This is a genomic window from Vibrio sp. YT-19(2023), from assembly GCF_033337395.1.
Genome location: NZ_JAWOQN010000017.1, coordinates 58,796 through 71,304 on the forward strand (window position 1 = coordinate 58,796; position 12,509 = coordinate 71,304).

Here is a 12,509-nt window from a genome sequence, read left to right on the forward strand (position 1 = left end):
CAGCAATCGCTGAGGCATGGTTTTACAGGCCAACTTCTCTTGTTAGAGAATTATTGTGCACGGTATTTACCGCTGTTTAGTTCAATTTTAGACGCTTTTACCCGGCTGTCTGCGTTTAGGTAGTCGCTAATACTTAGCAGATCTTGATCTTGAGATGCTTTTAACACCGCTGATTCCCCCTCTGCGAAGATAACTTCTAATTTTAACTCTTTGGCGACTGCTTTCGCTTCGTTAGGATTGTTTACGGTGATATAAACCAGTCCAGTGGCTTTGGATACGTTACTAAACGCATTCTTAAACACCTCATCACCCGCTTGAAGTTTTACGTCTTCAGATAGGGTTCTAACAGTGCCAGTTTGCAATTTTCGATAATCTTGGCCATTAATCTCAACCGCTTCTGATGGCACAAACAGTTCTGGTGCAGGTTGTTGAGAGAGCTGTTGCTCAGCGTATACACTCGACGTCATGATAACGAGAGCCAGCATAGAAAATGATTTGTATTTCATGTTATTGACTCCTTTAGTGTCCAAATATGCGCATCGACCAGTTCTTAATAACACCGGGCTGAGCGTTGTTTGCCATCGGAACGTCATAGATGGTGGAAGAGTTGAAATATGCAATGTAAGAATAGACTTCATCGCCGTTCGTATCTATTGCTCGCAACGTCCATTCGCCTTTTGCATCTTCGCCATAAAATTGGTTAGACAACATTAATTGATCTTTGTAGCCTGTAATCGTTGGATCAAGAGATTGACCAACAAGACCATTGCGCGGTGTTTGCAAAACGGAACGAGTCCCTGATGGCGAAATGAGCTCGATAGCTAAGTCGGGCAGACGAGCGTGGTCCAATGTCAATGTCACTTGAACGGATTCTACTGTCAGCTCATTGGCAATGGCGATACTTGAAGAGCCACCAACTAGACTTGCATCGGGTACACTTACTTCTGTAGCGTTATGAACCCATGGCGTAATGCTTTGAGCTGGTAAAACACGATTCGTCATGCGAGCACGTTGCATCGCTTCATCTAAATCTACAGCGCCGAAGCCATAAAAAGTATGGAAATCTACGCCTGCTGCGTTTTTCTGCCAAGGGGCAATGGCCTCGTAGCTAACCTGTTCACCATTATGGTTAGTAAATTCAAGCTGTACGCCTGGATGCGCTTTATCCGTTACTTTTGCTGTCTCCGCTAGTAAAGCACGTACATCACGAGCAGAAAGTGCGTGGTTGGTTGACATGATTGCCGCGATGGCACCCGATGTGTTCGGCGCAGCCGATGAGGTTCCGTTCATCGTACTGGTATAGTTACAGTTCGGATCGAGCTCCGTTCCGCCGTGTAACCCATTAATGCCAAGGCCATCACTGGTATTTTGCCCTTCTTCACAACCCATTAAATCAGTGGTGACCATAGCAGGGAAGTCTTGCCCATATTCACCTGCTGGTGCTGCAACCCACACGTTCGAACCCACAGATGAGTAACTCGCTCGCGTACCATCCGCTCGTAGTGCACTAGTGACTAAATTGAAGTAATTGGCGTTATCATAAGACTGAGCAGAGTTGTGCATCGGTAAGCCTTGATTGTCTCCACCAGCAAAGAAGTTACTTGGCAATACGAAGAATCGCCCTGCATTGAAATAGCGGTAACCATTACCTGCTGACTTTACAAATACAGCACCTCGACCCCAGGCGTTACTCTCGCTGACGTTTTTCATCACGTCCATTTCAAGTCTTAGTTGAGGGTCGCTTTCATCAAAAGTAATCGGGTTTATAGGGCTGAAACCGTAACTTTGGTTAAATACGCGAACATCGCGTGTTGCTGGGTCCATGCCATGGGAGATTAACCAGCCTTCTAATGTCTGGTTGGCTAACCAGTTAAAACCGATGAGGGAAGAGTGATAAGCGACACCGCGTCCGCCTTCACCGTTGTTGCCGACGGCGCTAATCAAACCGGCTACAGCAGTGCCATGACCATTAGTATCAACCGGATAACTTGGTGGGAATGAAGAGTCTTCGACGAAGTTTCTGCTACCTGTAACTATATTACCTGCAAGGTCGGGGTGATCGATCTGCACTCCAGAATCAATAACGGCAACTTTCACACCAACACCTGCAATCCCCATTGCCTGAGTGAGCTTAGTGTTTAAGTCGTTCCCAGCAACAGCAGGATTAGCCGCAAACGCAGTTTGCCCCGTGTTGTCTAAGTGCCATTGTTCAGAATAGAGTGGATCAAACGCCGAGACGGCAGGTGCAATGCCTACTGCCAACATAGCAGCAAATAGGCGATTAATGCGTATTTCCATTTTTGACCTCATGTCTTTGTTTGGAATTTTTTAGTTCCTGTTTCATATTCCGCTAACAGGAACAAACAAAGCTAACGACAAAGAATAAGGACGAAAACCATTTACAACTTGTTTACATTAAAAGTTCGATGGATAACATAAGTCTTTGTTAATTTACTGAAACCATGAGGTTTTTATATGTCGCATCGAACATGCATGAAAAGTGAAAAGCAGAAAATACGAGTGTACCGTCTGCTTCAAGAGGGGGGGTTATTTAGTTGAAGCGGGTTGAATAGTTGCCATTGGCTTTTTAGGTTCGGCTTTTTCCTTAGGCAGCACGTTATCAATCCACTTTTTAATGTACAACTTATCGAATTCTTTATCACACCACTTTTTGTTTAATCCACGTCGATTGAACTCAGCACCAATCGCCACTTTGGTTTGGTTAGTTGCACGGTTGTAGTAGAGAGTTTCACATAGTTGAGTGTTACTCATTTGCTGGGCATATACATTGACACTGCTGCTGCGCATTCCCAGTTGAGACGCTTGCTGATTACTACACGCCATAAGAAATAGAGGCGCAAAAGTAATAATGATTAGATTTTTTTTCATGTGTGCTTTTTTATGATGTAGGATGAATGATGAACTGGTTTCTGCCAGCTTGCTTCGCATCATACAAAGCTTGGTCTGCCAAGAAAAACCACTTATCCCATTCTTGTTTAATTGTTTGTGCCGACAGTTTGTCCACTGCTCCAAGGGAAATTGTCGCGCTTAATGGTTTAGAGTCAACCACCAATGGTGTGTTTGCAACAGTATATCTCAATCGCTCCAAAAACTTAGCGCAATCTTCAACTCGCTGTACTTCGAATAATAGGACAAACTCTTCTCCACCCCAACGAATGAGTAGGTCACCAGAGCGGGTGGATTCATTAAATAGCGTGGCAATATGAGTCAGCATTTTATCGCCAATATCGTGTCCATATTGATCATTAAAGGTTTTAAAATGATCGACATCTAAAACGGCTAAGGCAAATGTTCTATCTGGGCTTCTACGAGCCATTTTGTCCAACCAAATGTGAAGATAGCGACGGTTATGCAGTTGAGTTAATGGATCGGTAGTATTTTCTTGAGTGAGTGCTTTATTAATACGTCTAACGCGCAGTACGTAACGAAAACCAACGACTCCAATTGCCGCAATAGCGATAAAGTAGAACATTTCTCGATAGCGCTGTGAACGCAGTTCAGAGGCTTGTAGCGCATTTTTTGTTTCTAGCAATTTGAGTTCTTTCTGGGCTAACTTAGCTTCGAGGTCAAACTTAATGTTAATCATCTCTTCACCATGAATATGATGAGAAAACTCAGCCTCTAGCTCTCTTAATTGGGTTAAATAATGAAAAGCCGCTTCATAGTCATTAAGAATTTGATGAGCGTTTACCAGTACCGAAAGCATATCAATACGCTGACGCAGCTCTAATTCACTGGTTGATTTGGTTTGTTCTAGAACGTTAAGCGCTGTTGTAATAGCTTTATCGTATTGTTTGCTTGCGAGGTAAGCCTCTGCAAATGCCTCGTAACAAGACGTTTTTAGCATTTCTAGATTTTTTGGAATGGGCAGGTCTACGCAACGTTGTGCGACCATTAATGCATCATCAATTTTTCCTATCGAGCTCAACATTTGTGAAAAGCTGGATAAAGAGTGGTGCTTGACTGTGTCCGACCCCGTTTGCATTGAAAGTCGAATGGCTTCATTGAAATAATATTCCGCTTTTTTGTTATCTCCGAGGCTTGAGTGAACGATGCTAAGGTTTGCGTAGATAACCCCCATAAAAAAGCTATTATCGTATTGATATTCGCTCTCTAGGTAAGTGTCGAGAGCTTGCGTTAGGTAACTGTTGGCCCGAGCCCAATCTGATGCGTCGATGTAGACCGTCCCAATGTTGTTCAGTGTCATCGCGACTTGTATTTCAAATACTGTTTTTTCTAATAACTCATAGGCATTGCGATAATATTTTAGGCCACTGCGTAGTTGATTTCGAGATACTTCTAGATTGCCTAACCAGCGGTAAGCACGGCCTTCTAATGCTAGATAACCAAGATCACGGGCTGTAGAAACAACGTCATGGAGTAACAATTCTGCGTTCCAGTTATCGTCTTGCTCAATCATTGTTACAGCCTTATTGAGCTGTGCTTCAGCGACGACCCATTCCAAATGGTGCTTTTTACCGAATTCGATTAAATCGGGCATATCTTTCGGTAATGGAACACCTTCGTAACGCTTAAGGTACTTTCGTGCAAAGTAATACAGAGCAAGAGACTCCGCTGATGCATTCTGTGGCGCATTTAACTCATCTTTTTGAATTGATCGCGGCTTACCCATCGAGCGAAAGTAGAGTTTTAACATGGGCTTGCTTTCTGCTGAAATGTGTTTTTCCAGATAAGCTTGCTTTTCGGTACTCGCCAGTAAGTTGGTCGTATGCAAGAAAAGTCCAAGTGCAGTACAAAGTGCGCAAGCCAGTTTTTTAATTGAGAAGTGCATGAGCGTATTAATAAAATGTGATCTCTTAACCGAATACCAGTTAAGTCTACCATTTCTTGTTGGTTAAGTGCGGATGGATTCCCAGTGGCAAAGTGTTTTGGGAGTGAGATACGAGAAGGATCTCTATAATATTATGATTTATAAAAACAAAATCTATTGAAAACTTATGTAATGATTGGAAGATGGCATAGGTAGGGTAACGATGGAAGGTAAGTGAGCATATTCGGTGGACTCAATCTAATGATTTAAGCCGCGGATTCATCGCTCGAAATCAGGGTGAAGTGTAAAAAATTACGTTTCTGTCATAAATATTTAATGTTTGTATGGGTTGTTAAAAAACTGGATATTAGACATAGTGTTATTAAGCTAATAAAAAATGGCTTTTATAATAAATAGGAGATTAACTATGCATAATGAAATGATTCAACCTTCGCACTTCGGCATTATCGGCCGTACCTGCATCGCTTCAGTACTTATGATTGCGGGTGTTTTCGCTCTTATTTAAGAGTCAAGGGTAACGATGATTACCTTTTAAAGAGTAAGAAAATTCAGGGAATCACCTTAACCTTGTGTAAGGTATTCCCCTGAAAATCCAAGCTAGTCTTTAGTTATTAGCTGAAGAAGCTAAAAATCAATGCACTTACCGCCACAATGCCTGCTGCTAGAACAAAGTAAGTAGAGACATTTCCTCGATATTGTTTCATCGCCTCGATTTTATACACCGCTAACATTGGCATAATAAATAAGATCATTGCAATAACAGGCCCTGACAATGCTTCCATCATACCAAGAATACTTGGGTTCATGATCGCCGCCGCCCAGATTGAGAAGAACAGTGCTGCCACGCTGATACGATCAACACGCTTCTCAGATAGGTTAAAATGCTTGGTAATTAAACCATTTAAGCTTTCACGCGCACCTAAAAAATGTCCAAGGAAAGATGAAGTGATAGCAACAAACGCTACTAAAGGACCAAGTGTTGCAATAAATGGATTATCGGTTGCGTTCGCTAAGTAAGACAATACGGATACGTTTTGTTCTTTTGCTTGAGCCAATTGTTCAGGTGACAGTGTTAGCACACAGGAAAATACAAAAATAAGAACAAAGGCAATCAGCATGATGCTAGTGCGACGAAGAATAACTTCGGATTTGGCATCTGCCTGCTTACCGTAATGGCGACGTTGTACATTTGCAAAGCTTGAAATTGCAGCTGCGTGACTAAACGAGAAAATCACTACAGGAACTGCTAACCACATAGTGCTAGCAAAAGCTGACGCTTCTGGCACATCCATGACAGGCATGGTCCAGTTCGGTATTAAGTAAAATGATAGAAAGGCAAGAATGGCAACAAGTGGGAACACCATAATGGCAAAGGCCCGTAGCATTACTTTTTCACCCGCCATCATAATAGCAATTAGTGCAAACACTAGTACGCCAGAAAGCAAAGGTCTAGGTAAAGAAGCCATATCAGCCTGATTTACCATGAAGCTATCTACTGTGTTTGTTATTCCAACACCATATATCAACAGGATCGGGAAGATCGAAAGAAAATACAGCAGTGAAATTGAACGGCCTGCTTTTGCGCCGAAGTGCTCTTCCACTACATCAGTGAAGTCTGCGTTTTTGATCTTAGAAGATAGTACAAAACGAGCTAAGCCACGGTGCGCAAGATAGGTCATTGGAAAAGCAAGTACTGCCATCGCGACTAAAGGCCAAAAACCACCAATCCCAAGGTTAATTGGCAGAAACAGGATGCCTGCGCCAACGGCCGTTCCAAATAGGCTAAGAACCCAATGTGTATCATGTTTTGACCAAGCTGTGGTTGTGTTTATTTCACTAGGATTTAAGGCATTTCGAGATTCTTTCACTTTAAAACTCGCTTTTATAAAAATAATAATGCTGAAAATGGTAAAGGTTTTAGTGTTTATTATCACATGCGAAGCTTGGTGAATAATGCTGTGGACTTGGGGTGGTTGTAAATTATCCAACTATGAATTTTTCAATAAACCAGAATAAAGTTCTTAATTTTAATGCATTTAATGGTTGTATGTATTGAAATTTTCATCTTGTGTGGTTTTTGATTTTGCGGTTAAAACTTAATCACGGATGTATGTTCTAAGTGAGTTAGGCCTAATTTTCAGGAAGAATATTACATTTCTTAAGCACTTAATTGAGATGTTTGTGTCCCGTCATTTAGATGAGATTTAGGTATACTGCTGCCATTCATGTTAAAGAAGGAGTCATTGAATGGACATCTTGTCTGCGCAAAAAGAGGACTTATTTGCCATATATAAGCTCGAAAATACTTTATTTGGAGAACACGCCTATCCTCAATTTTTCTTTCGGCAAGCTTTTGATTGTTGGGGAGAGAGCTTACTGGTAGCAAAAGAGGGAGAGCAGGTCGCAGGGTATATATTGCTAACGACTAGCACAAATGCACATCAATATTGGATCATGTCATTGGCCGTCGATATTCAACATAGAGGTAAAGGTATTGCGCGTTCCCTCCTAGAAAACGTTATTGCGTCGTTGACGTTAGGCTCAAGCGTGAAATTGACTGTCGATCCTAAGAACCAACCTGCATTGTCTTTATACCTCTCCCTTGGCTTTAAAACGTTAGAAGAAGAAGCGCATTATTTTGGTGACGAAGAATCCAGGTTAGTTATGGAATTAGTAAAGTAATACTGCACGATAATGACCGAAATTTGCACACAATCAGTGCGTAGCATTACGTTGCTATAATTCGTTTTAAGCTAACCATTTGTATAGTAAGGGTTTTTAATCTTGGCACCTCACTTGCTTTACATAAACGTTCATCGATAACTCGATGCGCCGCTCTTAATAGCAGGCGAGAGCGGTATAGGGTATTACTTTTTGAAAATGTACTAACAGCGTTAAAGGCATTGCTGCCTCTCTCGATTCGGGAGAGGCTTTTTTTTGCTAGTAAGTTGGGCTGAATCACACTGGAGGTGTTATGTCGCAAGGATGCAAAAAAACCACTTGTCCCTATTGTGGTGTTGGATGTGGTGTCGAGGTCAATGCGAAAGGAATCGTTGGGGATGCGTGTCATCCTGCAAATGCGGGCTCACTGTGCGTAAAGGGCGTCGCGTTGGCAGAGAGCTTGAATATGCCTTCGCGCTTGCTGTATCCAAAGCTTATCAGCAAGCAGCGACCTCAAGGGCAAGAAGTACAATGGCAACAAGCCACAGATCTAATTGCAGAAAAGATTCATCAAGCGAAAGCGGAGTTTGGACATGATTCCGTCGCGATGTACGTGTCAGGGCAGTTGTTGACGGAAGACTATTACGTCGCCAACAAACTCATGAAAGGCTATGTTGGCAGCGCGAACATCGATACGAACTCCCGTTTGTGCATGTCTTCGGCGGTTGCGGCTCATGTACGAGCATTTGGCGAAGATGTCGTTCCCGTAAATTACGACGATATTGATAAGACTGAGCTATTGATAATTTGCGGTGCGAATACCGCTTGGACACACCCTGTTTTATTTCGACGTATTCAACAAGCGAGAGAGAACAATCCTAATCTCAAACTGGTGGTTATTGACCCTCGTGAAACGGTCACCGCGCAGCAAGCGGATTTGCATCTACCGATTAAAAACGATGGGGATGTGTCACTTTTTAATGGGCTGCTCAAGTTTCTTATCGAGCAGCAATGTATTGATTCTGAATATATAAATTCCTATACCGACGGGTTTGATGCACTTACAGAAGAGGTTTCTGACTTGCGTTACGATGTCACTAATTTGACGTCTTCCATTGGCATTTCAAAAGAAAAACTCACGACATTCTTCCAATGGTTTGCGCAAAGCCCAACCGCAATCACGCTGTTTTGCCAAGGGGTTAACCAAGCCGAAAATGGTGTTGATAAAGGCAATGCCATTATTAATGCACATTTGGCGACGGGTAAAATTGCTAAGTCAGGTAGCGGGCCATTTTCTATTACAGGTCAGCCGAATGCGATGGGTGGACGAGAAGTGGGTGGTTTGGCAAATCAATTAGCGGCTCATCGTGCTTTTGACGCAGAGTCTATCAAGCAAGTGCAGGCGTTCTGGGATTCACCAGAGATTGCCACTCAGCCCGGTTTAAAAGCCGTTGAACTGTTTGAGGCGGTAGAACGTGGTGAGATTAAAGTTCTGTGGATCATGGCAACCAATCCCGTTGTCTCTTTGCCAGATAACCAATTGATAAAACGTGCACTAGAGATCTGTCCGTTTGTGATTGTTTCCGATATCACAGCGGATTCGGATGTAGCGCATTACGCGGATCTGTTGCTGCCCGCCGCTGGTTGGGGTGAGAAGCAAGGCATGGTCACCAACTCTGAGCGTCGACTTTCAAGGCAGCGCCAGTTTCAAATGCCTCCGGGTGAAGCAAAATCAGATTGGTGGGCGATAAGCCAAGTCGGACAAGCTCTGTGTGCATTGGAAAAGACACAAAATGGCTTTGCGTTTACTTCTGAGCGGGCGGTATTCAGGGAATATGCGGCGATGACAGGCATGAATGCCAATTCGCCATTGAAGCTCGACCTGTCTCAATACGCCAACTTAACCGAGCAAGAATACGAAGAGTGGGTGCCGACACAATGGGGAGGAGAGCGCCCTTTTGCTGATGGCATCTATTCGCACCCAGATGGTAAAGCGCGTTTTGTCGTGACCAGTGAATCTCCAACGCGTTTAGAAAGAACAAAAGGCTGGTGGCTCAATACGGGTAGGCAACGCGACCAATGGCATACCATGACGCGCACAGGGCATATCGCACACCTTGCCGCCTCTGAGTTAGAACCAACCGTGTACATGAACACACTCTCTGCTACTCAAAATCGCTTAAAAGCAGGACAACTCACCAAGCTGTTTCAGCCTACTTCAAACACCGGTATTTATGCCAAAGTTGCCATTGATGAAGGTTTGGGTTTTCAGGAGCTGTTTATGTCAATGCACTGGGCGGGTCGATATGGCGGTGAAAGCAGTGTTAATGCGATAGTAAACAGCGCAAAAGACCCTATTTCCGGGCAACCTGCGTTTAAGTCATCTTATGTTGAAGTGGAAGATGCGGCGGTAAAAACCTACGGTATGTTCATCGGTACACAGTTTGATTCCGGCAAGTTTCTCTACAGCGCATTTCAAGCAGAAAGTAATTTGGGCATCTGGCGCTTTGCACACGATAAGCGGCCAAAGAAGCAGAGTTTTTGTCGAACGGAAAAGAGCCGCAGGATTACGATAGATATTGCCCAAGGTTGGCTAGCGGTGGATTACGACCTTGTTGGAGACGTTCGTATCATTCGTTCTGTTTTAGTGGTGTCTAGTGAACCGATTCAAACCGACTACACCAACTTTACTGGCTTGATTGGCAAGCCAATGGAGCTATCGCAACTGCTTACCATTACTCAATCGCAAAGCAGTGCCAAACTGGTTTGTAGTTGTTTCCGTGTTACTGATAAACAAATACATGACGCGATGGAGAAGCAAGACTGCACTTCACTGACTCAACTTCAAAACAAACTCAAATGCGGCACTAACTGTGGTTCGTGCGTTTCTCAAATCAAACAAATGGTCGACAGCCATCAGCATCAAAAGGGCAAACAGCAAGCGAACCAGCAAAGTCTGGCGATTCAAATAAAGTAAGTCATAAAGAGGATAAGCACATGGAAGCGCCTTATCAAAAGTCTTGGTTTAAGAAAGGACAAGCGAGTCAGAAACAAGAACGCTCGTCTCGCTTTTCTAAGCATGACCAAGCAAGCAAACTGAACCAACTTTTAGAAGACCATTCAGTAGACCTAGACGCGAACCACAAAGGTTTTGTCTCGATTGTCGGAGCAGGGCCGCACGATCCAGACTTGTTAACCGTAAAGGCTGTGAAAGCGATTATGTCGGCAGAGATTCTGCTGTACGACCGTTTGGTTAACAAAGATATTTTGGAGTTGGCTCCGCCACAAGCCGATTGGATCTACGTGGGCAAACGATGCGGACAACCTAGTATTGGTCAGGAAGAAATTTGTGACTTGATGGTATCGCTCGCTCAACAAGGAAAGCGAGTTGTGCGCTTAAAAGGGGGAGATCCTTTCGTATTTGGCCGTGGAGGCGAAGAAGCATTAGTGCTCGTCAAACACTCAATCGCGTACGAAGTCATTCCCGGCATTACTGCTGCGATTGGATGTTCAGCAAACAGCTTGATTCCGCTGACTCATCGTGGCGTTGCTCGCAGCGTTACCTTTGTTACGGGGCAAGTGGTAACAGGTGCATTTGAAGCGTGGAGCCAACTGATGCAAAGCGGACAAACGTTAGTCTTCTATATGGGGTTAGAAAAGTCATCGCAAATACAAACGGGTTTGATAGGCTCTGGTTTGAGAGAAGATTTCCCTGTCGCGATCATTACTCATGGTTGCAGCCCTCAACAACAAGTTCATGTTACCCAACTCAATCAGCTCAATGATTTATCAATTACACTTAAAGGCGTGAGCCCAGCATTGATTGTGATGGGAGAAGTTGTCAAACTGCGCGAACAACTAATAGAAACCGTACAGTCAGTGACGGAATACGAGGGAATATGAGCAGCATTTTGGAATGTATTAGAACAGTCGGTCGTGGCGAACGTGGTAGAAAACCACTGAACTTTGACCAAGCATTTCGAGTTATGGATGAATACCTAAACGGTGAGTGCGACGACGATCAGATGGCAATGCTATTGATGCTGATCCGTGTACAGAACGAAACTCAACAAGAAATCGCTGGCTTTGTAAAAGCATTCCAATCCCGCATGCCAGCTATTGGTGCAGACATTGACTGGCCATGTTATGCAGGCAAACGTGAAGCGGCAGGGCAGCCTTGGCACCTGTTGGCAGCGAAGATCCTCGCCGATAATGGTCATAAAGTGCTGATGCACGGCTATCACGACCGCCAATCTGGTCGTTTGCATGCCGAAGATTACCTCGACAAGTTTGCTATCAAGAAAGCGGAATCAGCAGAAGACGCAAAGCGTGTGTTAGAAACACAAAACATTGTGTATCTACCGCTGAGTTCGTTTGCTCCTCAAGCAGAAACCATGATCGGTTGGAAGAATCGTTATGGGCTTAGAACGCCGATTAATACCGTGGTTCGAGCATTGAATCCGGGGCAGGCGACGGTTGGTATTCGTGGTAGCTTTCATCCCGGGTTCCAACAACTTCATGCTGAAGTCGAATTCGAGATTGGCAAAACCGCTCATGCCGTTGTGTCATTCAAAGGACAATCGGGTGAGTCAGAATACAACCCGAAAGTAAGCCAAACAGTATGGTTAAGCCAAACAAGCGGCGTGACATCGCATTACTGGACGGAACAAATGCTGTCTGAGGTGCCAATGCCTGCAAACTGCCCGTTTGGAACGTCAGAAGACGACATGAACCAAATGGCAAATACGGTTCTTGCCACCATGACAGTGGTGCTATTTGCACAAATGCATGACAGGGAAAAAGCATTCGAACGAGCTTTCTCTTACTGGCAAGCCTATTGCGGCCAGCAATAAGATACTATTGTCAATTAATGTAAAACCAACGACGCAAAGTTGTTGAATCTGAATCCATTATCTATTGTTTGAAGAAGGTAAAAGATCCTAGCTCGCCAATGATGTGTTTCACCACCTTGCTCCGTATCAGAGTGGTGAAACCGCAGTTTTAGCCTCAATCGCGTTCGTTTCTCGCTGCGCTT

General features: G+C 43.9%; 9 protein-coding genes. 4 read left to right on the forward strand and 5 right to left on the reverse strand.

Annotation, left to right across the window (positions count from 1 at the left end):
• Window positions 1–50: 50 nt before the first annotated feature.
• The 5 genes from R7E78_RS14195 to R7E78_RS14215 all read right to left on the reverse strand — a co-directional run bounded on the left by R7E78_RS14195 (window position 51) and on the right by R7E78_RS14215 (window position 6,681).
• Window positions 51–506, reverse strand: a complete 456-nt coding sequence (locus R7E78_RS14195) for a hypothetical protein (protein WP_237306109.1) — start codon at window positions 504–506, stop codon at window positions 51–53.
• A 13-nt stretch (window positions 507–519) separates the two neighbouring features.
• On the reverse strand, window positions 520–2,298 hold the full coding sequence (locus R7E78_RS14200) for a S8 family peptidase (RefSeq protein WP_318057971.1): 1,779 nt from the start codon (window positions 2,296–2,298) through the stop codon (window positions 520–522).
• Window positions 2,299–2,547: 249 nt separating this feature from the next.
• Entirely contained in the window at window positions 2,548–2,889 is a 342-nt protein-coding gene (locus tag R7E78_RS14205; RefSeq protein WP_033906993.1) for a hypothetical protein, read from the reverse strand.
• A 10-nt stretch (window positions 2,890–2,899) separates the two neighbouring features.
• Window positions 2,900–4,813, reverse strand: a complete 1,914-nt coding sequence (locus R7E78_RS14210) for a tetratricopeptide repeat-containing diguanylate cyclase (RefSeq protein ID WP_318057972.1) — start codon at window positions 4,811–4,813, stop codon at window positions 2,900–2,902.
• A gap of 611 nt (window positions 4,814–5,424) precedes the next feature.
• Window positions 5,425–6,681: an aromatic amino acid transport family protein gene (locus R7E78_RS14215; RefSeq protein ID WP_005375868.1), complete on the reverse strand. Its 1,257-nt coding sequence runs from the start codon at window positions 6,679–6,681 to the stop codon at window positions 5,425–5,427.
• A gap of 379 nt (window positions 6,682–7,060) precedes the next feature.
• On the opposite strand from R7E78_RS14215, the gene R7E78_RS14220 reads away from it, so the two are divergent.
• The 4 genes from R7E78_RS14220 (at window position 7,061) to R7E78_RS14235 (ending at window position 12,327) form a co-directional block, all read left to right on the forward strand.
• Entirely contained in the window at window positions 7,061–7,495 is a 435-nt protein-coding gene (locus R7E78_RS14220) for a GNAT family N-acetyltransferase (protein WP_017634213.1), read from the forward strand.
• A gap of 292 nt (window positions 7,496–7,787) precedes the next feature.
• Window positions 7,788–10,451: a nitrate reductase gene (locus R7E78_RS14225; protein WP_318057973.1), complete on the forward strand. Its 2,664-nt coding sequence runs from the start codon at window positions 7,788–7,790 to the stop codon at window positions 10,449–10,451.
• 20 nt (window positions 10,452–10,471) lie between these two features.
• On the forward strand, window positions 10,472–11,377 hold the full coding sequence (gene cobA / locus R7E78_RS14230; RefSeq protein ID WP_206952861.1) for a uroporphyrinogen-III C-methyltransferase: 906 nt from the start codon (window positions 10,472–10,474) through the stop codon (window positions 11,375–11,377).
• Window positions 11,374–12,327: a glycosyl transferase family protein gene (locus R7E78_RS14235; protein WP_132936408.1), complete on the forward strand. Its 954-nt coding sequence runs from the start codon at window positions 11,374–11,376 to the stop codon at window positions 12,325–12,327. Before cobA ends, R7E78_RS14235 begins: the two co-directional genes overlap by 4 nt.
• Window positions 12,328–12,509 lie beyond the last annotated feature (182 nt).

What these genes read in the sequence shown, in the direction of transcription:
- R7E78_RS14195 (WP_237306109.1), bottom strand. Translation starts at nt 506, where the DNA reads ATGAAATACAAATCATTTTCTATGCTGGCTCTCGTTATCATGACGTCG.
- R7E78_RS14200 (WP_318057971.1), bottom strand. Translation starts at nt 2,298, where the DNA reads ATGGAAATACGCATTAATCGCCTATTTGCTGCTATGTTGGCAGTAGGC.
- R7E78_RS14205 (WP_033906993.1), bottom strand. Translation starts at nt 2,889, where the DNA reads ATGAAAAAAAATCTAATCATTATTACTTTTGCGCCTCTATTTCTTATG.
- R7E78_RS14210 (WP_318057972.1), bottom strand. Translation starts at nt 4,813, where the DNA reads ATGCACTTCTCAATTAAAAAACTGGCTTGCGCACTTTGTACTGCACTT.
- R7E78_RS14220 (WP_017634213.1), top strand. Translation starts at nt 7,061, where the DNA reads ATGGACATCTTGTCTGCGCAAAAAGAGGACTTATTTGCCATATATAAG.
- R7E78_RS14225 (WP_318057973.1), top strand. Translation starts at nt 7,788, where the DNA reads ATGTCGCAAGGATGCAAAAAAACCACTTGTCCCTATTGTGGTGTTGGA.
- cobA (WP_206952861.1), top strand. Translation starts at nt 10,472, where the DNA reads ATGGAAGCGCCTTATCAAAAGTCTTGGTTTAAGAAAGGACAAGCGAGT.
- R7E78_RS14235 (WP_132936408.1), top strand. Translation starts at nt 11,374, where the DNA reads ATGAGCAGCATTTTGGAATGTATTAGAACAGTCGGTCGTGGCGAACGT.